The following is a 20,531-nucleotide window of genomic DNA, read 5'->3' as shown; positions in this document are numbered from 1 at the left end:
TAGCTTGATTGCGCAAATAAATAAAGTCATACGGACAAATACAGGAATAATCGCTATCATGTCACCTTCTTCGGAAGAGTCAATTCGAATCGGGTGATCCACTCCCCATCGCCCGTCTCCAACGTGAGCCGTCCATCGTGTTTTTCTGCAATATGCCTGGCAATCGTCAGACCAAGTCCTGTACCGCCATCGCTCTTCCTTGCCGCATCTCCTCGCACGAAGGCCCCGAATATTTTATCCCTCAACGGTTCAGATATGCCGACACCGTTATCTGTTACTTCAATCTGTACCTTTTCGCCACTATCAGCAAGTTTCAAGCCCACCCTTGTCCCCGCTGGATTGTATTTTAATGAATTTCCAAGCAGGTTGGATACCGCCCGATAAAGCAAGCTCTTATTAAACGGCACGATGATCTCCCCCTGAGGAATACTACAATCAAAGCTAAGCTGCTTCTCTTCGTACAGTTCATAGAATTCCACAGCAATCTCCCTGAGGAATTCGGTAAGGTCCTGCTCTTTCATTATAATCGGGTAGTCAGGGCTCTCAAGCTTGGACAGCTCGAACACCTCGTCAATCAATTCGGAGACAAGCTGTGATTTGGTATAAATAAGACTCAGAATCCGCTGCTCATGGGCCTCATCCTCTATCATGCCAAGCTGGAGCGCCTTCGCATAGCCTTGAATAGACGTGATCGGCGTCCTCACATCATGAGAGAGATTCACAAGCATCCGCTGCCTGCTTTCCTCAAGCCGTTTTTTATCCGCTTCTGCCTTCTCCAGCTTCGAAGCCATCTCATTAAAGCTCTCCTGAATCTGTGCAAGCTCATAATTTGCTTCGAGACTGAGCCTTTCATGATAACGTCCGCCAGCCACGCTGCGTATTCCCGAGGCAATCGCGCTTAGTGGATTGGTAATCCTCACGGCGGTCAGCCGGCTGTATACATAAACGTTGGCTCCGAACAGAACAACGAAAATCAGGCCCATCTCCAGCATTGTGCTCCAGAAGAGACGAAGTTCCTCCTGTGTTCCTGCTGCGCTGTTGGCCAGCTGCTGAGCTGGCGTATGTTCAACCGAGTAATGATTTGTTTGCACAATAAACCAGACCAACAGCAAGAATACGGTCAAACCCACCGTCAGCGAAAAGAATATATAGTTTCGGACAAGCATGCCGAACAATTTTGATTTAGGCCTCATCCAGCTCCTCCTCCCTGGCAAACCGATAGCCGAGCCCGCGTATCGTTTTTATATACATCGGTTCTCGCGGCGAATCCTCAATTTTATCCCGAAGCCGGCTGATTTGCACCATAATCGTATTATCATCAGCCACATAAATGTCCTCCCATACCTTTTCGAAAATTTGCTTTTTGGTATAAATACGCCCCGGCTTGCTCATCAGCAGCTTCAGCAGCTTATATTCGATCGCGCTTAGCGGAATAGCTTCGCCTCGTTTAACCAACATGCAGGCTTCATGATCCAGGCAGAGCTTGCCTATCTTTATCGGCGCTTCCTCTTCGTCCGCTCCTGCCGGGATAGGCTCATTGAATTCATAGCTTCGCCTAAACTGAGCTTGTATTCTCGCCACCACTTCCAGCGGGCTGAACGGCTTTGTGACAAAATCATCCGCGCCCAAGCCCAGTCCAGCGATCTTATCGATCTCTTGGTTTTTCGCCGATACAATTAATACCGGCAGCTTGTACTGCTTGCGAATCCATCGCAGCAGCTGATAGCCGTCGAGCTCCGGCATCATGATATCGATCACAGCCAAATCTATCGAATGCCGCGAGATTAGCTCTGCGGCTTCTATACCATTATTTGCTTCGAGTACGTCGTAATCTTTTTCTAAAAAGAGCTTGAGCAGTTCTACAATATCCGGATCATCGTCCACGAGCAGTATCGTTCTACGCATCGAAATTCCCCCTCCGCACGTAATTGTTCTTGCTTCCCGTCCAATATCCTGCCTCGTAAGGTTAATTTAAGAATCGTGCAACTTCGGAGACAGAATGATAATTTATACTTAACCCCGTAACATCTTCCAACCATTTATAGATTAAAAAGAAAGAGGAGTTTCTATGGCAAATCCAGTAATTCAAGAAAAGAAAAAGTCCAGATTCAGATTAACGCATGTCGCCCGTTTCCTGAAACGTCCAGCACCGCTTTCCCCCGGATGGAAAGGAGCATCACTTGCGCTGGGGGCTACAGCCCTGTGCCTCTATGTTGTGCAAGGGTATAACATGATTGGCGCTCGGGGAGCCATCCCTTACCTTATCGGGATCATCCTGTTCCTGCTTGCGACCGTCCTGCTGACCGGTGTCATCGCCCTGCTGCTTCACGGGGCCAAGAAAATGCCCACCCGATATATTTGGCTTGCCCTCACTTCACTCTGCCTGCTGATTATCAGTTTTATCGGCCCTATGCAGTTAATGTTTATCGCCGCTTTATCCATCATCGTAGCGTTCTCCTTGCTGGGGATGTTGATGTCCCGCTGGTTCACTGGCAAATATCGCGAGGCAAAAAAGCTATCCAAAATTCTCTCCGGCATAATGGCGGGAGTGGCATCTGCCTATATTCTCTTGGGCGGCTGCTGGCTATTTGGCAGTGGCAACAGCGACTTGCCGAAGCCATACCGGCTGCAGGCCATCAAGACCACCGAGCATTATCCTGTGGCAATGGCGAACCCGGCCGAACCCGGTACTTATCCCGTCAAAACCCTGACATATGGAAGCGCAGACAGCTACCGCAAGGAATTTAATGCCGAGGATTCATTGATAACCAGGCAGGTGGATGGATCGGCATTTGTGGAAAACTGGTCCTCGATCCGCACGAAAACCTTCGGATTCGGACCAGAGCAAATGGCGCTTAACGGGCTTGTCTGGTATCCAGAGGGCGATGGCCCGTTTCCATTAGTCATCGCTGTTCATGGAAACCATCTCGCTACCGATTATTCGGATCCGGGGTATGCTTATTTGGGCAATCTGCTTGCCAGTAAAGGCTATATTTTTGCTTCCATCGATGAGAACTTTCTAAATACGTCACCCTATGACGATCTGTTCATGCTGAGTGTACTGAAAAATGAAAATCCGGCTCGCGGCTGGCTGATCCTGGAGCATCTGAAGGTATGGGAGGAATGGAACAGCACGAAGGGCAATCCGTTCTTCAATAAAGCGGATATGAGCCGAATATCGCTGATCGGCCACTCCCGGGGTGGCGAGGCAGTAGCTATAGCAGCAGCCTACAACAAGCTGCCGGCAGCTCCCGAGCACGGCAATATAACATTCAATTATAACTTTGGCATCCGCTCCATTATTTCGATTGCCGGTACCGACGGACAATATAAGCCCGCTGATCAATCGACCCCCTTGAGCGACGTCAGCTACCTGACCATTCAGGGCTCACATGATATGGACGTCAGCTCATTTGCCACTGCAAGCCAGTACAGCCGAATCGGCTTTTCCAATAAGGGGCCTCACTTTAAGGCATCCGTATATGTTTATGGAGCTAATCATGGACAGTTTAATACCACTTGGGGCAGAGCAGATATTATCGGTTTTGGCAACAAATTCTATAATACCGCCCAGCTTCTGCCTGAGGAGGATCAATTGCGGGTGGCAAAGGTACTCATCTCTTCCTTTCTGGATGCCACGCTGCAAGAGCAAGAGCAGTACCTCAGCGTCTTTAAAGACCTTGGTTATGCCAAAGAATGGCTTCCAGACACGATGTACATCAGCAACTATTGGGATGCCGACACCACGCTTATCAGCAGCTTTGATGAGGATATCGATCTATCTACGACGACAATTGACGGCGGACGGCTGATTGGAAAGTCATTAAAGGAATGGAAAGAAGAAAAAGTCAGGATGAAATATGCCTCTGACTTGTACAGCGCAGTCCAACTTGGCTGGGATCGCAGAGCGACGGATGATCTCCCTAGCTATACGGTGGCTCTGCCTGACACCGGGCTCGCTAGGGAACCGGGAAGCTCCCTTGTCTTCTCTATGGCTGATCGCGACGATCAGAAAAAGACAGATACGCAGGAAGCGCTTATTGATTTAACTGTACAGGTTGCTGATAAGAGCGGAAATACCGCAGCATTGCCGTTAAGCAGCAACGCCAGCTTACTGCCGATGCTCCAAGGCGACATTTTAAAATGGCCGTTTACGTCGCTGCTGCCAACACGGGAGCCCGTGTTTCAGAACTTTGCTTTCCGACTGGACGATTTCAAACAAGTAAATCCAGCCTTCCAGCCTGAACAGCTCAGTCAAATCAGCTTTATATTCGATAAGACAGACCAAGGCTCAGTATATCTGAACGATATCGGCATTCGTAACGATGCTACTGTCAGCGGTCCCTAAATGATCGTATAGAAAAGAATATGACCAAAAAGTGAGGAGAAGTTGGTTATGAGCGAAAGTACCGACGATGCCGTATGGATTTTAATTCCATACGACGGTTTCAACGAGCCGTAACCTTGAAGGCTCGGCATTCTGTCAATCTCTAATTACCGGATTGGAGAAAATGTTCTTGTATAATAAACTACGAAAAAGGAGCTGCACTCTCGAAAAAAAACGGAAAATAAGTTATACTTCATGTCAAGACAAACATAAATTGGTGACAAAATAGACAATTCTTCAGCGAAATTTATTAATTTTATCATATCAAGTCGTTTGTATAACAAGGAGCTTACTATGAACATACGTAAAGCGACGATCGATGAAGCAGGTTATTTAAGCGAGCTTTCATTTCGTTCAAAGGCCTACTGGGGCTACAGCGAAGACTTTATGGAAGCCTGCCGCAAGGATTTAACCATCTTGCCTGAGGATATCTTATCTTCTATTATTTTTGTTCTGGAAGATGAGAAGGTCATCAAGGGTTTTATAGGGCTGGAGATTGAAGACGGTTCCTGTTTGTTAAGCAATTTATTTATTGATCCGAATGAGATAGGAAAAGGATACGGAAGACGGCTATGGCAGCACATGCTTGAGGTCGCGGAAGAACTAAACGCGCACTCCATTCTAATCCATAGCGACCCAAATGCGGAGGATTTTTATCTGGCGATTGGAGCAAGACGAATTGGAGAAATCGAATCAACTGTTTTTGAAGGAAGAAAGCTCCCGCTGTTGGAGATGCCTATCTGAAAGTAATGCAATAATATGCTAAATGAAAGAATATATTGCAAAATGAGGTGATCATTCAAATGGTACATACATCGTTTCTATTTCTCGCAGCAACCCAGCCCAATCGCTGGTTCATGAATTCTATCGCGCTATGGGGATTCATATTGCTAGGAATGATGTGCATCGGCGGATTTTTCATGTTCCGCAAGTTCCTGAAAGTACTGCCTAAGGCAGACGGCAAGTCCAAGCTGGACTGGCAGAACCATTGGGTGGAGACGAGCCGCCATCTATGGAATGAAGACAGCAAAGCCTTCCTGGATATGCTGGTTCAACCAGTTCCAGGCCCGTTCCGCGACATCGCCAAGCATTCCATCGCTGCGGAAATCGGTAGAATCGCCTTGGAAGAGCATGCCAATGCCGTTACGCAGGAGCATTGCATCAAAGGCTATATTTCGGCGACGCCGAAGCGAGACAATAAGTTTCTTATTACTTTTCTAGAGAAGAATAAGATTGATTATAAGCCTTACCAACATTTAATGAATAAATAATGTCTATGAGAGGAATTCAAATTACAGCACCCTTTAGCTATGCATCGAGCTTACTGGGATGCTGTTTTCATTATCTAGAGAAAAGGAGGAAGTTAGTTGAGATATGCAATCCTTGGCGGAAGTGGATTTATTGGCAGCGATCTGACCGAATATTGGCTTAGCAAAGGGCATGAGATCATAATCGTCACCCGTCGTAATTCGCATCAACAAGCTCCTCGCAACGAATCCACTTCGCGGCAGTTATCCTACTATACGTGGAACGATATAGATCAGGACCCACTCCTGCTTCGGGGGCTAGATGGTCTCGTTAATCTGGCTGGCGCGACAATTAGTCAGCGCTGGACCCGGAGAGCGAAGCAGCAAATCATGGATTCACGCTTGCAAACAACCCAGACTCTGGGGCGTTGGATCAATATGCTAGGAAACGAGGCTCCGAGGGTCATCGTACAAGGCTCTGCGGTCGGTATATACGGCACTTCGCTTACCGAGGAATTCACGGAGCATTCTCCTAACTCTGCCACGGATTTCCTTGCCAGAGTTACGACTTCCTGGGAAGAGACGGCCCTACAGGGCATTCTGCAATCTTTCAGCGACCAATATGCAGAACTCGGTCATGAGGGGAAGTTAGCGAATGTTACAGGGCCTCGTCTTGTTCTACTACGCACCGGTGTAGTGCTGGGAAATCAGGGCGGTGCATACCCGATGATGCGGCTGCCTTTCCTGCTTGGAGCCGGCGGCCGAATCGGAACGGGCAAGCAATGGGTTCCCTGGATTCATATCGATGATATCGTCTCGCTGATCGATTACTGTATGACCCATCCGGAAATATCAGGTCCCCTTAATGCGGTCAGTCCAAATCCGGTGACCAATGAGCAATTTGGACGCGCTATCGGACGTGTTCACCATCGACCCTTCTGGTTCCCGCTCCCGGCGTTTGTACTTAGAGCTGTACTCGGTGAGATGTCGCTACTGCTGCTTGAAGGACAGCGGGTCCTTCCACAGATCGCTACTTCATCCGGCTTTACATATAATTTCCCTCACTTGGAAGAGGCCCTTACGAATCTCAAGCAGAGGCGCTAGATGTTCCTTCAGAAGTCAAGGAGATTCACGACATACATAAACCTAATCGCTACAGCAATTCAGCCCCGGCTGATCCTGATTGGATCAGACCGGGGCTGAATTCAAGATTCTATGCCACAGTGCTTCAATTCTATTTTATGTATTCTCCATGGTTAACTTGTAGGTGCTATCCGCGATCATAAAGATATCCCCCGGTTCCATAGGATATTCCTTATACGGGGCAATAATCTCCCCCTTAAGCAATGTGCCGTTGCGGGAACCAAGATCCTTAATACTACAGCCCTCTTTGCGCACCATCAGTTCGACATGCGCTCGCGATACACCTACTGCCCGCTCGATATACCCGGCAACCTCTTCAGAACGGCCAATCACGAGGCTACCTGGCTTCAAAGTGATAACTTCGGGCCTATTCGCCTGCTCTCCCTCCGCACCATATCTCTCGAGACGATAAGACTCTCTTGGAGATGGTATTTTGGGCGGAGCATCCATACGACTTAGCAGCACTGTTGCAGGCTGGGATATCGGTTCTTCTGTTGCAGGAGGCGGGTTAGATGGGCCCATAGTCATTCCACTTTGTTCCATGGATCGGCCTTGGACCTGCGCTAAGGATCTTGAATTCGGCATGACCAAAGAGGATTCCGACTCATCCCTTTGTTGCCTAAGGTCCATAACCTCCGACCATACAGGCATCTGTCTAAATGTATCCTGATTAGTATCTTGCTTACGCGTGCTGCCTCCAGCTGCTATGTCCTGACTCCCCCATCCTCCGTTCCAAGGCTCCTTCCAGTTTTCAGGTTCATCCGCATCTGCCGCTTCGTCCCCGGAAGAACGCCGGCTTAAGCGACTAATGACTTCAGATACACCTCCAGTCACCGCATCGAACCGACCCTTACGTACGAGCAGCAATATGACAATTAGAATAAGAGTAATGCCAATACAAACATAGAGTCCCCATGAGTTGGGAGCATCTAGATAGATAAATTTCCAACAGAACGCTACAGCTAGCAAGGTACCCAGCAAATAATATGTAAATTTGCTGCTTTTTTTAATCGGCTCACTCTCGTCATCATCCGTATCGATTGCAGGTGTATTCCACATTCCTGCAAATGACGGATCTAGATCGAGATCCGCCCGAGCTTTATTATTCCCCCTGCGGTTCATCTCTCCAGCCTTTACAGGCTCATGCTGCTGTGCGGGATTTTGTCTATCATGAGGCTTCATCTGCGTGGAACGCTCCGGTGACAGAACGTATTCTCTAATTATGACCGACGAATCTGTCCGCCCCCGTCTGGTGTCATCCCCACTGATTAGGTCTACGTCCATAGCTTCTGATCTATGTCCGCCCAACAGATCAAGCAGCATCGTTTTCAGTGATGATGTAGAGAATAGTTCATCCCCGCAGAAGCTGACTATTCTCTGGATTCCGCCGCCTTCAACAATGGTTACACTGTTCAAAATACGGGTAATCAAGGTCAGCAGCGATAGACCCAGCCGCTCTTGGCCAGCCACCGATTCACGAGTAGGAACATAGGTGAGATACAGCACCGCTGAAGAGAGCGGCTCTTCAACGAATATAAAGTCCTCATTTATGATGAAATTGGAGGGAGACAGCATATATTGATGGCTATCATCCAAGATCGCAACAATTTGTAGTAGTAGACTATAGAACTCCTGTGCGCTCAGTTTGTCATTCTTCAAGCATTGGGACAGCATACGCTTACCAGTAATCTCATAATGAAGGTTAACGTCAAAATCAATCTCACGAAGGTCAACCGGAAGCAAGCCAGGAATCTCCACTGAGGCCAGCATCGTATGCTGAACGCGATTAATATCCTTGGATTTCAGCCCGCCTTCAGCCTTCAAAATCATGTAGGTACCGCCATTCCTCATAAAATCAACCTTATACGCCGGCATCAAAGCATCCCTCCTTCCTAAGAAAAAGTCAAAATCGCATACACAGCCCCCGGGAGAACCGCTAGCATGAACGGCATCTGCAATTGCTTCTTAGCCCCAGCTTGAACTGGACCTAAGCTGTGTAGAATCAGAATTCCGAACAAGCTATGCATAACATTGCGAATTCGCATAACAAACTCCCTCCGGAGGAGCAATATGATCATCCCGAACACACCCGCAGCTAGAATAGAATACATGAGGATGGATAGAGTCAGGCTAACACCTAGCCACGCCCCAATTGCACCAAATAGCTTGACATCGCCTCCTCCTACAGCCCTGAACAAATACATGATGAACATCAGTCCAAAGCCAGCTGCAGCCCCTTTCATAGCAAATAGAATCCCTTCAATCCCCCCGGTTACAGCATGATACACCAGACCGATAATGAACCCGCTAAGCGTGATCTTATTAGGTATCTTCATCGATCTAACATCTGTAATGAATGCCGTAATCAACATAGCAAGACAACCCCAATACTCCAATGTCATAGCCGTATGTCCCCCTCGTTCAATTCTTGATTATGAGCTGTATTCCAGCCAGCGTAGGCCTAGTTCACGCATTATTTGCGTGGGCTCTCAACATCGAACTGAGCTGTTGTCTTCACCCCGTCCTCAGTCTCGATGATAAAAGTCCATGTACCGGGCGTTGTGTTTCCACCCACCAGCCAATTCCATTCCACCCTGCCGTTCTCATCCGCAGTTGCATCCCCTAAATATTTGGCCTGACTTACGCCGCTCTTGTAATACACAGTGAGTTTTGCTGTGGTTCCCGGTTTGATCAGGGCCGCGACCAGGGCTCGATGCCCGGCGTAGGCTGGCTCCGGCTTGGATAGAATTACTGCAGGCTGGCCTTCACCATCCTCCCCGTCCCCACCCCCCTGACCAAGCTCATTCGTATCTCCGATCCACAAGCGCTCCATAGCCTTCGCTTGGAGCCTGATCGGTTTCTGGGTGAATGGCATTCGGATCGGCAATTCATAGCTGATCTCCAGGCCGAAATAAGGTGTTCGTCCGCTTTTGAGATCAGGTACTATTACTCGGTTCACATGTAGCCTGTCCTCATTTAGTTTCGTATCTGCCACAAAAGGATGAAGCAGGGGCTTGATTACAGGATCCAGAACAGTCTCGAGAACATTATTTTTCAGATTCTGCAAAGGCTCGTCCCCTTTTCGGGCAGCGGACCTGACCCATTCTGATAGTGGTTCCGGTAAAACGTCGGCGTACTGCCCAGCCCATTCCTCCAGCGATAGGCTCGGCATCCTCGATCCCGATTCCTCCTCACTTTTTGCCGCGTCGCCCTCTTCGTCGCTCGAAATAGCTGAGACCGCCAATGCAACCGGATATATATGAGAGGACACCTGTTTCACTGCATTCGATGCTACAATCTGAATCTGACTGGAGATCACTGTCATCTGAATCATGTAAATAAAGAAAAATACAACGATAATAAATACCGGCATGACCATAGCAGCTTCAAGGACAATGCTGCCTTGAGAATCCCTGCGCCGAATCGGAGGAGCTTTTATTGAATCAATAGGAGAAGTCCGCTTGCTTATCGACATAATATCGACTTCCTTCCACTCTTCCTTTCAAGGCCCCGGAGGCTCCTAGTGTCTTCGCTACTCCTGGCAGGAACCAAAGTGGCATCGAGATACTTACTCCTCCTCTTAAATAAGTTGCGCGCTGTTCTACTGGAATTCCGGTGTTCATCCGAATCAACGCCAGCATCCGTGACAGCCTCCGCTCACTCGGGCCATGCATTAGCAGGAAGATACGCAAATGATCCCTATAGGTCAGCTTTACCTTCATAAAATCACTAAGCTGAATACTCCCTTCTTTGGTTAGCATCAGCATATCTTTTACAGCATGTTCGATCCCATACAGTAAGGCAGCGGCAAGAATTAATAGCGGATTGCCTTTGTTCAAATTTTTCAGCAATCCTTCCATCGTACGAATTGCCAGTCGCAGCGCGAATATCTCCCCATAGGCAGCGGCGATATTCCCCGTTGGATTATGGAATCCGTACAATATGTATTCAACCTCCTGCTTCCCAGGCATGAACGAATCTCCTATAGTGTCAATCGCCCCTGACCCTTCACTACTTATCAATTCGTCTAACGTGCTGATATCGAATAGCGGAAAGTAATGTACAACATACTCTCCCTGAAAAGCTGCATCGGTCATGGATTGAAGAACGTGGGATAATCCGCCAAAGAAGACATCCATACCGCCCATTGCTTCGGCACCGGCATCGGCCGGATCGTCCCCTGGACCCATCAATGCTTCTTCTTCCGATGAGAGAGATTGATTAAACTCTAGATTGTCCTTATAGAAGGTCTGCAGCTCGTCAAATTGCTTCTGTGCATCTTTGAATTTATCCTTGAGTGCGGAAATTTTTCCGATCAATCCCTTGGCATCCTGTAGTGCTGTCTCAGCTTGATGCTCGATCGCCTTACGTTCCTGATCAGAAGAACGATGCTGCTCGAGCCGTCTTTTGTTATCTTCAAGAACATTACTGCTGCCAGAATCCACATATTTACGTAAATAAGCGCCTGTCGAGCGGTCAAGGCTATCTACGGCTGAATACAATGACGAATCTGAGATTGAAGCTGACAGGACCGAGCTTTCTACGCCTATAAAGGAACCTACTCCGGCATAAAACGAAGTAAAGTCAGCCTCTTGTTGACCGATATCCCCCTCCAGATCTGCCAGCAGTTCAGCAGATAGAAGAAGCGAACCGCTCTGTTTGCGGATAGCGGCGATCTCATCATCGGCTGCTACTGTCTCGTTATTGCCAAGACCTTCATGCGCTGCCACCTCATTGTAGCCATCAAGCACGGGACGTTGTTCCGCCTCTTCAATTGTCCTCTTCATCTGATCATTTATTACGATAACTTCTTGGAGCAGCTTCCTCGCTTCAGGAAGCAGCACTGCATGCTGCTGTGAAGATTTCTGCCCACTATTACCCAAGTTGCTGAATACCCCCGAAGCCATCGTTTGGTACATTTGAATTTCATATGAGTATTGCCTCTCCTCGGGTTCCCTTAACATATCTTCGTTATACTTAGCCGCAAAGCCTGCATATTCTCCGGCAACAGATGTAGCTGTTGCACTACCGCCACCTGATCCCCCAGAAGCACCCGAGCGAGGGACAAGCGCTGCAATTTCCGTCACAGTCAGTGCCGCAGAACGCTGTTTCTCCAGCATTTCATCCAGCTTAGCTTCCCGCTGATCATACAACTTCTGTAGTTTGCTCAACAGGTCGACGGTATTCGAAGCCTCTTTCATTACTTTCGACATCGGCTTGAAGCGATTTATGATCTCTATCGAGAAATCTATCGGCGCCTTATACTTCATTTCTTCGCGAATCTGTTGTGCGAATACTTCATAGGTTCCTAACGGCCGCAGCAGTTCAACGGTCGATGAATCCAGCCTCGCGTTCATCAGCGGAATATTATCGCTCCGCTTCGATAAATCCATCTGATCCTGCAACACCTTGGACATAATATAGTTCGCATCAGTATCCCCGAATGCAAATAAACCGTACTGCTCTACCAGCTGCGGGTCATAGGAAGACAGGACCGACCTTGATGCAGAATGAGCCATCATCTCCGTCTTAGTCTGCAGCGCCGCCATTCTTGCAAAATCAATAAATATCGAGACAAATGCAAATACCGAGGCAAAAATAACAACCAGAAACACGGTAACTGCACCGCTCTCCGCCCGATGTCGCTGCTTTTTATACACCTGCTTCCCCCTCTTTCGGAAATGTAATCACTCGGTCTTCTCCTCATTCTTCATCAGTTGGTCGATCACTGTCTATTTCTTAGCTCCCCTGAGCTAAGGCCGTTCCCCCTGTTTACCGAATAACGTCAACGCTTTGCCCGCTTCCTTCTGATCCATCTTTTCCCCACCGCCGCCTTTGAATTTAGCCCCATAGTACCTCGCCAAATCCACAGTCCGGATCCATTCTACCGGTTCGACTACATATGAGACAGCCTGTCCAGATTGCGTCACATCACCAATCACTCGTTCCAAAGGAACAAGCGGGATGAGTCTGTCCAATCCCACCCTGACTTTACGAAGCAGCAGCTTGTTCTCATATTGCATTCTGCCATGAATCGCAGCCGGAATCTCCGTACCGGTTGTCGCAAGCTTCTTCAGCGGCAAAGAGTCGCCTATATCCTCCATCTGTTCGAAGGGAAGAGACAATTCCGAAGTAGGCAAATCACTAGACCAGCCGAATATCGCCTGCAGCATGCCATCATCCTTAAGCCTCCAATAGAGAGAATCATACTTTCCAGTTTCGTAGGCGCCCGTCAGAGGCTTACGATAGCTGTTATCCCAGGAATACGCACTCCGTTCAGCTGCGACCGCCGCAACTTGTCCAAGCGCCGCGTTCTGATATAAATACAGACAGAAGAACAACAGAATTAAAATCGCTACAAATATGGAGGGGAATACGAGAGAAGACTCGAGAATAAAACTCCCCTTCTGATCACGTATCAACCTTTTCATAGATTCTTAAGGCTCATCATCCATGAATTTCTCGGTTTTGCTCTTCGCTTTGCCGAGCAAACTCTCCAAAAGCTCTTTTAATTGCTTACGGAAGATAATCGCCAAAATAACGATGACAGCAATGATCAAAATCATCTCCAACATTCCCAAGCCATCCTCATCTTGAGAGAATGTCTTGATCCTATGTGCGAATGTACTCAACATCATATAACCCTCCTATTTTTTATTGTTAATAAGGTTCAAAAAGACCGGTTTTCAGCACTACCTCTATAGCTCCATAATCATGAGTGCGGGAGCCCCTACCATAACCACGATAATTAAAAACAACATCAGCATAGGAAATACTAGTTTCGACGAAGCCTGTTCCCCTAGCGTCTTGCTGACGGCTTTGCGGCGTTCCCACAGTATATGAGACAAATCCATCAATGCGAGCACAAAGTCATTACCGCCGCGGCGATAATTAAGCAATACGGAGGTTACAAAAGCGGACACCTCCTGAACACCCAATCGCTTGCTAACCCCCTCCATCGCCTGATGGAAGGAGTATCCGCTCTCCCATTCCCGCTGCATTCTGAACAATTCACGATAGAGCGGGTGCTGTTCCGCTCCTGTCTTACGCTCCAGACACCGCTTGATAGCCTGCTGCACAGTTAAGCCCGCCCCAACCAGTAACACTATCTTATTAAGCAGCTCCGGTAGCTCCAGAATAATATCACGCTCTCGCTTGACCACTTTCTGATGCAAATCCCTAGCGAGTGCAATTGGAATGAGAACGGCCAGAAAGGCACCAAATATCATCACCGTGGGATCTTCGCCGAGAAGCAGAGAGAACAAACTGCCAGCGATTAGAATAAGCCAGCCATACGAGAGCATTTCAGCCAGGAACAGCAGAGTATACTCGCCACCACGCTTATCTCCGCTAATCTTCTGCACGGAACGCTGTATTTTGAAGAAAAAAATAGGGAACCTTTGCGACACTCTCAGCTTCTCCAGTAGTAACAGCATTGGAGGCGCTATGATCTGCAATCTGAGACCATCCATCTTCATCTCCCGGCATCCCTGATATTTAGGGCGCGAATTCCGGTACAGCAGCAACCAGGCTAGTACCAATACTGCGATCACTGCGATGCTATAAACCTTCATCGTTTGCCTCCTAGACCCGGATATCCATAATTTTGAGCATCAGCCAGAAGCATAACGCAAATACAATCAATGCAAAGAATGAGATGACGAGGCCTATACCGCTATGCATCGGCAGCATGTAATCCGGTGAAGAGAATTCCATAAATACGAGAAAAAATATCGGTGCGGCGGACATCGCTTTCGCTTCGAACCGTTTCTGAGCAATCATAACGCCGATCTCCTGACTAATCTCCAGCTTCTCGCTAATAATCGTAGACGTGCGCCGGATCACTTCGACCAAATCCCCTCCCGAACGCTTGCAAATCGTGAAGACGTCAGCAAAGTTGCTGATATCCTCCAGCCCTGCCCGCTCACTGAAATCAAGCAGTGCTTCTTCAATCGGCTGACCATACTCCAAGCGGGTGCAGATAATACCAAGCTCGATGATCATATCGCTAGAATTACCGGGATAGAGCAGCTGAAGATCTTCAATCGCTTCACGAAATCCATTCTCTACCGAGCGACCTGCCGCCAAGGAAGAGGAGAGTGAATAGAGCGCTTGTTTGAAGTGAAGTCCAAGCGTCTCTCTTCGCTTACGAAGAAGATAACCGCTCCAATACTTTGGCGCAAAAGCAGCTCCGCAGGCCGGAACCAGACTAATCAGCCATGAATGGAAGAAGATATATCCTATTAAGAAGAGACCAACCCCGCCGATCAGCAATGCTGACAGCTTTTGTCTCGAAGATAGTACATAGCCGCGATAATCCGTCAATTGGGTTGATTGTCGGACATTATTCTTCACTACTCCCTGCGCCGCACCGGATCGCTCCAATCCGTTCATCGATTCGAAGCCTCCTCTCATAAGTTCATCCCTTCTATAGAGATGCCGGCCATATTCAGCTTGTCCGTATGCACTAACCGCTGTGGAGTCCGTTTCAAACTACCGATTACTTTTCCTTTCTTCTCCGCTTCTTCCTCAAACACATAGAGCGGATGCAGCACCACCTCCCCATCTCTCATCCCGCATACTTCGGATATTTCCAGAACCCGCCGTGAACGATCACGAAGCCGGCTCAAATGAACGATGATATCGATCGCAGAGGCGATCTGTTGCCTAACTACCCCCAGCGGCAAATCAGCACCGCTCAGTACCATCGTCTCCAGCCGGCTGATCATATCAGTAGAGGAATTCGCATGCCCTGTAGACAGAGAGCCGTCATGTCCAGTATTCATCGCCTGCAGCATATCCAGCGCCTCCCTGCCCCGAACCTCTCCGACAACAATCCGGTCCGGCCGCATCCGCAGCGAGGAACGGATCAGATCGCGGATTGAGATCTCACCCTTGCCTTCGGTGTTCGCATTGCGAGTCTCCAGGGATACTAGATTGGGTAACGTCACAATCTGCAATTCTGCCGAATCCTCAATCGTAATGACCCGTTCATCTGCGGGAATGTATCTTGATAGGGCATTGAGGAAGGTCGTCTTGCCGGAACCTGTTCCACCGCTAATAAAAATATTGTATTTACTGCGAACCAAGGTCTGCATAAAACGGGCTGCTTCCTCGCTTAGTGATTCCTTCTCAATCAACTGCTCCATCGTAAGTGGATGCTCAGGGAATTTGCGGATCGTCATCGTCGGTCCCTTCAAGGCGATCGGAGGCAGCACGATATTGACCCGGGAACCATCCTTCAGTCTCGCATCCACAATCGGCGACGATTCGTTCACGACCCGATTGACTCCGGACACGATGGTCTGGATAATATCCTCCAGCCTCTCCTGGGATTCAAAATGGAGCGCAAGCTTGCGGACCCTGCCATTCTGCTCAACGAAGACCTCCTTATGACTGTTGATCATTATCTCCGATACAGAGCGATCATCGACCAGTGGCTGCAGCACATCCAAGCCGCGAAACGAATCATATAGCCTCCGTACCCACCTCCTCTTCTCCGATGAAGTGAGGTTGGCCAACCGATTATCCTCGAGCACTCGCCGTTCAATGTATTCCATCAGTTGCCCGTCTTGAAGCGTCAACGTAACATCAAGTCCGGAACGGATCTCCGCTCGTAGCTGGGTGAACATCTCCTCCGTCATCGCTGTCCGCTTCGCCCCCTCAATACTTCGACATTGCCGTACAGCTTGCGGCAGAGTTGCTGTACATCGCGCTGATAGAGTGGAGAATGCATTGCGGCAGCCTGCCGTATCCCATTCTTCCAAGCAGAGATGTACGAGAGCATCGCTTCAAATACAATTTCGCTCCCCGGTAGGGAGGTAACCAATTCTCCTGTATACCGGTTCACAGCAAACAGAGATTTGCTCAACATATGACTATGCATAGCCGGGCGAGATCGCTCCAAATGATTGAACCACAGAGCAGTCTTGCGCATGACATTATCATCATCGGTTACAAGCCATACCAGCTTATCCGCCCGTTCCAGCACCGCCTCAGTTCTTTCATTCGGATAAGAGTCGGTATCGATCACAACAGCGTCGTATAATCCGCTTGCCGCGATGAATTCGATCAGATCGACGGTCTCCTTGCGCTGCAACTCGAGCATCTCATTCAAATTATCAAGCGGAGCAAATATGTCCCCCTGAAGCAGTGGATGTCTGCAAGCATAGGCCGATATGGGGAACTTCAGCTCCTGCTGCCCATCTTCCGCAGACTTCAAATCATAAAGTAAGCGGGCTAAGCCACCCTGCTGTCCTTCACGAACATTCTGACCTTCAAAGATTAGTCTGTTATTCACCGTTTCGAGATTCAAATAAAATACTTTAGCTCCTTCGGAAGCGAGCTGCTTCGCGATATTCCATGAAACGGTGCTCTTTCCCTGACCGCCGACAATCGAATGCACACCGATTACGACCGTACCAACTTCCATATCCGCCTGCTTCCCCCTGTCCCCTCGGACCATATTCATGAGCGAGAACAGCAATTGATGCAAGGGTTGATATTTATCCAGGCTCAAACCTGAAACAGATTCTCCTCTCTCACATAAAGAGACCACGGTCAGACGCCCCGAATTCAGTCCCTTCCACGCTTCAAGAAATGTCGGTTCAGCTAGCACGATATCCACCAGTTCTCCGGAGTCTTTCATATACATCTCAAAGGCATCCTGCCGGCTGAAACCTGTTACGATGATACGCCGGTCGAACTCACTGCAGTGAACGTACTGCATAAATGGATCTATGTACAGCTCATCCTGTACAGCCAGAACCAATCTGACGGGAATCAAACTTTCACCTTCCTTCTTACCCGGAACACAAAAAAGCACCGTCCAAATACCGAATTATCGGTTCATTTGGACGGTGCTCCCGTTCACGAGTTCCTAATATTTACAGTCAGAATATCATAGATCATTTTCTCAGGCAAGTCCTAAAAATATATATTGGACTTCCTCTATAAATCTATGAAGCGTCCCTTGATCTCTTGGGTTGGCAACATGCACGCATCGGATTGGCCAAACCATCGATACCTGTTATTCGCAACCAATCGGTAAACTGCATCGCGCAATCCATGGGGAACGATGATGAATGCATATAATAATGGCCAGGGAAACTTAAGTCTTTTGGCGATTCTAAGTGCCGCAGTAGAACGAGAGTGCAGCGTTCCTTGCTCCAGCAGGAACATCGTATTCATCGGCCCGTCAGCAGTTCCTCCATACTGTTGAAGCAGCTCCCTACCAGCATCGGATTGCAGTGACGCGAACCTGAAATAGGCATCGGGATCAAGCCTGATGATCCATTTTACGGCGCCCTGACACAAAAGACACACTCCATCAAACAATACAACTGCAGTCTGACCTACATCCTTGGTTGACATCCGCAAAACCTCCCTGCTAAATCCATTATATCCGTCTTATAATATAGATTCAAAAGCAGATTGTTCCGCACTAAGGATGAGAGCTTCTCGAATTTTATCTAATAAAAAAGAATACGAAGGAGCCGATCCCCTCCGTACTCTTTAGACTTACTCTGCCAGTAGCTTCTCGATCCATTGGTCCTCAACAAGCTGGCTGTGGAAATCTTCTGTAAAGCTCTCCATGCAATTGCAAATGTAGTCTTTACGGCATACCGGACATGGCGTCTTCTGCAGTCGATTGATATTCGTGAGGCGCCATTCTGGAAAACGGTGATAAAATACTCTGCACTTCGTTCCATCGGCCAATTTCACGGCAAATTCGTACAATCCTTCCTTCTCGTTGCTCCCGGCTATGGACACGTTCTGAATACTTGGTCTGTAAGACATCGTCATCACCCGTTTTATTAAATTAGAAAAGCTGTTCAAGCGGAAGTTCAAAAAATCATCTTTCAAATAAAGCTTGACTTTTGGAACTCTCACTTTAAGTACTTAGACATATTAAATAATTTTTTATGACATGTCAACTTGAATCCCCGCACTGAGCCTCATAGATCCAACAGAATTCAAAAAAAATAATAATTTCAAGCGTTTACATAAGCAAAAACAGAACATCACATTGTATTATATTGTCCAAAAAATAAAAAAAGATCCTTACCAGAAGTAAGAATCTTTTCACTGTTCTTCGTAATGCGGTAGAGAGGACTCGAACCTCCACGGGCGTACGCCCACTACCCCCTCAAAGTGATCTGAGGGCTATAGTAGAACCTAACAGACCTTTGCAACCCTTGTTAATCAGGGGTTGCTTTTTTATATATAATAGTAGAAACGAGTGAAAACTGGTGTTAAAAAGTAAAGTGTGTCCCCAATTTGTCCCCAATCGTCCCCCTGTAAAAAAGCCCCACCAGTTGGACACTGGCAGGGCTTCATCACCGGTGCTTCCGGATTTGATTTTAGTATACTATAAATCCAGAATATTACAAGTTGTATCCCTGACCGCCGGGCTTTGTTGGGTTACTGATAATACCCAATGTAGCAAGCAAACCAAGCAGTACATCCGTCACGGCCAGAATATCATGCTTCATCACATCGGTTAAGTTAAACAATCCTGTCAGATGTCCCAGAAGTTGAACGAGGAGCAGTACTTGGGATACGATACTTACCCATAAAGCATAGTTCCGCCATCTCTTCTTATTCATCATTGCAGATCCCCTCCCTTCTCGATTACTTCAAGCTGCCTCTCCAACTCACTGATCCTTGCCGTATTGCCGGCAATAAGCTTGAGGAAGTTATTCCGCAGCCGGTTGATCACAATGGCCGTTTCTTCTCTTGTTATGGCAGCTCCTGGACGCTTTCCATCAAAGTAACCATTCGCCTTGGCTTCGGTCCAGTCATCAGCCGCCCAAGGGCTTACTTGATTAACATCGCGTTCTATCACCTTCGGTTCCTCCTTCTTCGGTCCGTATTTATTCTTCAGTTCAGCCTCGGTGCCATCGAATTCATTCAGGTCCACGTTTCCGTTAATTCCGTTTACCTTACGGGATCCATTCGGCAGGTAACCTCCGGCTTGTCCGTCACTGTATTGCCAGAACTCCCAGCGCTTCCACCCCGATGCATCAGCTGGCGTCTGTGTGCTGTATCTTGCTATCCAGAGTGGGTAATGGCTCAATCCGCTGAAGTTACCAATGAACGCCGGGTAAGTGTAGAGGATCGGTGTGACGCCTGTTAAGCGTGCCAGCTCCTCCAGGAATACCTTTGCCACAGTTGTAGCTCCGGCGATGCTTAAACTACTGGATTTTGATTCGTAGTCCAGTACCGGAGGTAGGTCAAACTTCACTCCTGCTGACTGGATGGCATTATAAAACGTCCTAGCTGCTGATTTGGCAGCATCCGCCGTGGTAACCTTTTCGTCTAAATAATGATAAGCGCCGATCAAAATCCCTGCTGCTTTGGCTCCCTTGACATTCTCTACAAACCGCTTGTCCACGCTATTTTGGGTTGCCTTGATATAAGTAAATGATATGCCGCTCGCCGCTACTTTAGGCCAGTCGATTGTTCCGTTCCAATGTGAAACGTCGATACCTTGAGCATTGCCTGATTTACGTCCTTGCATTTTTAATCCCTCCTATTTATCCGTGCCTTGGAAATCGATCTTTAATATCTCGAAGCTCCCCGATGATTACATCGTATTTGTCGCTAAACTTGTCTAGCAGATCCTGCAGCCTGCCTTCTCTTTCCTTATTTGCTCGCATTACATAAATAAGAAGCCATACAAACAACAAAGCAAATGGCCCTTGCGTTAGAAAATACTTAACGATTTCATTCTCCATCGCCCTTCCCCTTTT

At 48.0% G+C, this 20,531-nt stretch carries 21 protein-coding genes; 4 read left to right on the top strand and 17 right to left on the bottom strand.

Features of this window, described 5'->3' with window-relative positions:
- Window positions 1-56 precede the first annotated feature (56 nt).
- On the bottom strand, window positions 57-1,193 hold the full coding sequence (locus tag ABD014_RS06355; RefSeq protein ID WP_343858871.1) for a sensor histidine kinase: 1,137 nt from the start codon (window positions 1,191-1,193) through the stop codon (window positions 57-59).
- Complete coding sequence (locus ABD014_RS06350; RefSeq protein WP_343858869.1) at window positions 1,183-1,905, bottom strand: response regulator transcription factor; 723 nt, start codon at window positions 1,903-1,905, stop codon at window positions 1,183-1,185. The genes ABD014_RS06355 and ABD014_RS06350 overlap by 11 nt, the downstream gene beginning before the upstream one ends.
- 163 nt (window positions 1,906-2,068) lie before the next feature.
- Here ABD014_RS06350 and ABD014_RS06345 point away from each other — a divergent pair, with 163 nt between their 5' ends.
- The 4 genes from ABD014_RS06345 (at window position 2,069) to ABD014_RS06330 (ending at window position 6,738) form a co-directional block, all read left to right on the top strand.
- Entirely contained in the window at window positions 2,069-4,348 is a 2,280-nt protein-coding gene (locus ABD014_RS06345) for an MFS transporter (protein WP_343858866.1), read from the top strand.
- A 333-nt stretch (window positions 4,349-4,681) separates the two neighbouring features.
- Complete coding sequence (locus ABD014_RS06340) at window positions 4,682-5,131, top strand: GNAT family N-acetyltransferase (protein WP_343858863.1); 450 nt, start codon at window positions 4,682-4,684, stop codon at window positions 5,129-5,131.
- A gap of 59 nt (window positions 5,132-5,190) precedes the next feature.
- Window positions 5,191-5,658: a DUF2621 domain-containing protein gene (locus tag ABD014_RS06335; protein WP_343858860.1), complete on the top strand. Its 468-nt coding sequence runs from the start codon at window positions 5,191-5,193 to the stop codon at window positions 5,656-5,658.
- Window positions 5,659-5,754: 96 nt separating this feature from the next.
- Window positions 5,755-6,738, top strand: coding sequence for a TIGR01777 family oxidoreductase (locus tag ABD014_RS06330; RefSeq protein ID WP_343858858.1), 984 nt, complete (start codon window positions 5,755-5,757; stop codon window positions 6,736-6,738).
- 135 nt (window positions 6,739-6,873) lie between these two features.
- On the opposite strand, the gene ABD014_RS06325 is transcribed toward ABD014_RS06330, so the two are convergent.
- From ABD014_RS06325 to ABD014_RS06255, 15 genes are all read right to left on the bottom strand, one after another.
- Window positions 6,874-8,652, bottom strand: a complete 1,779-nt coding sequence (locus ABD014_RS06325; RefSeq protein WP_343858856.1) for a DUF6382 and FHA domain-containing protein — start codon at window positions 8,650-8,652, stop codon at window positions 6,874-6,876.
- 17 nt (window positions 8,653-8,669) lie between these two features.
- Window positions 8,670-9,179, bottom strand: a complete 510-nt coding sequence (locus ABD014_RS06320) for an A24 family peptidase (RefSeq protein WP_343858854.1) — start codon at window positions 9,177-9,179, stop codon at window positions 8,670-8,672.
- Window positions 9,180-9,250: 71 nt separating this feature from the next.
- Window positions 9,251-10,252, bottom strand: a complete 1,002-nt coding sequence (locus tag ABD014_RS06315; protein ID WP_343858851.1) for a pilus assembly protein — start codon at window positions 10,250-10,252, stop codon at window positions 9,251-9,253.
- A complete protein-coding gene (locus ABD014_RS06310; protein WP_343858849.1) occupies window positions 10,221-12,437 on the bottom strand; it encodes a hypothetical protein in 2,217 nt (738 codons plus the stop codon). The genes ABD014_RS06315 and ABD014_RS06310 overlap by 32 nt, the downstream gene beginning before the upstream one ends.
- A 93-nt stretch (window positions 12,438-12,530) precedes the next feature.
- Window positions 12,531-13,208 (bottom strand): TadE/TadG family type IV pilus assembly protein, encoded by a 678-nt coding sequence (locus ABD014_RS06305; RefSeq protein WP_343858847.1) that lies wholly within the window; start codon window positions 13,206-13,208, stop codon window positions 12,531-12,533.
- A 6-nt stretch (window positions 13,209-13,214) separates the two neighbouring features.
- Complete coding sequence (locus ABD014_RS06300; protein ID WP_379338156.1) at window positions 13,215-13,412, bottom strand: Flp1 family type IVb pilin; 198 nt, start codon at window positions 13,410-13,412, stop codon at window positions 13,215-13,217.
- Between the two features lie 63 nt (window positions 13,413-13,475).
- Window positions 13,476-14,351: a type II secretion system F family protein gene (locus tag ABD014_RS06295; RefSeq protein WP_343858843.1), complete on the bottom strand. Its 876-nt coding sequence runs from the start codon at window positions 14,349-14,351 to the stop codon at window positions 13,476-13,478.
- A 10-nt stretch (window positions 14,352-14,361) separates the two neighbouring features.
- Window positions 14,362-15,171, bottom strand: coding sequence for a type II secretion system F family protein (locus ABD014_RS06290; RefSeq protein ID WP_343858841.1), 810 nt, complete (start codon window positions 15,169-15,171; stop codon window positions 14,362-14,364).
- 17 nt (window positions 15,172-15,188) lie between these two features.
- Window positions 15,189-16,421, bottom strand: a complete 1,233-nt coding sequence (locus ABD014_RS06285) for a TadA family conjugal transfer-associated ATPase (RefSeq protein WP_343858839.1) — start codon at window positions 16,419-16,421, stop codon at window positions 15,189-15,191.
- Window positions 16,418-17,563 carry a P-loop NTPase family protein gene (locus ABD014_RS06280; protein WP_343858837.1) on the bottom strand — a complete coding sequence of 382 codons (1,146 nt, stop codon included), beginning with the start codon at window positions 17,561-17,563 and terminating at the stop codon, window positions 16,418-16,420. Before ABD014_RS06280 ends, ABD014_RS06285 begins: the two co-directional genes overlap by 4 nt.
- A 164-nt stretch (window positions 17,564-17,727) precedes the next feature.
- Window positions 17,728-18,150 (bottom strand): thiol-disulfide oxidoreductase DCC family protein, encoded by a 423-nt coding sequence (locus ABD014_RS06275; protein ID WP_343858835.1) that lies wholly within the window; start codon window positions 18,148-18,150, stop codon window positions 17,728-17,730.
- 147 nt (window positions 18,151-18,297) lie between these two features.
- Window positions 18,298-18,576: a hypothetical protein gene (locus ABD014_RS06270; protein WP_343858833.1), complete on the bottom strand. Its 279-nt coding sequence runs from the start codon at window positions 18,574-18,576 to the stop codon at window positions 18,298-18,300.
- A gap of 587 nt (window positions 18,577-19,163) precedes the next feature.
- Entirely contained in the window at window positions 19,164-19,388 is a 225-nt protein-coding gene (locus tag ABD014_RS06265) for a phage holin (RefSeq protein ID WP_343858831.1), read from the bottom strand.
- Window positions 19,385-20,299 carry a glycoside hydrolase family 25 protein gene (locus tag ABD014_RS06260; RefSeq protein ID WP_343858828.1) on the bottom strand — a complete coding sequence of 305 codons (915 nt, stop codon included), beginning with the start codon at window positions 20,297-20,299 and terminating at the stop codon, window positions 19,385-19,387. Before ABD014_RS06260 ends, ABD014_RS06265 begins: the two co-directional genes overlap by 4 nt.
- 16 nt (window positions 20,300-20,315) lie before the next feature.
- Window positions 20,316-20,516, bottom strand: coding sequence for a BhlA/UviB family holin-like peptide (locus ABD014_RS06255; protein WP_343858822.1), 201 nt, complete (start codon window positions 20,514-20,516; stop codon window positions 20,316-20,318).
- Window positions 20,517-20,531: the final 15 nt, after the last annotated feature.

The sequence above is a fragment of the Paenibacillus motobuensis genome (assembly GCF_039521865.1).
GTDB lineage: Bacteria > Bacillota > Bacilli > Paenibacillales > Paenibacillaceae > Fontibacillus > Fontibacillus motobuensis.
The sequence above is the reverse complement of the archived record's forward strand: the minus strand, read 5'-3'. Positions and strand labels throughout refer to the sequence as shown.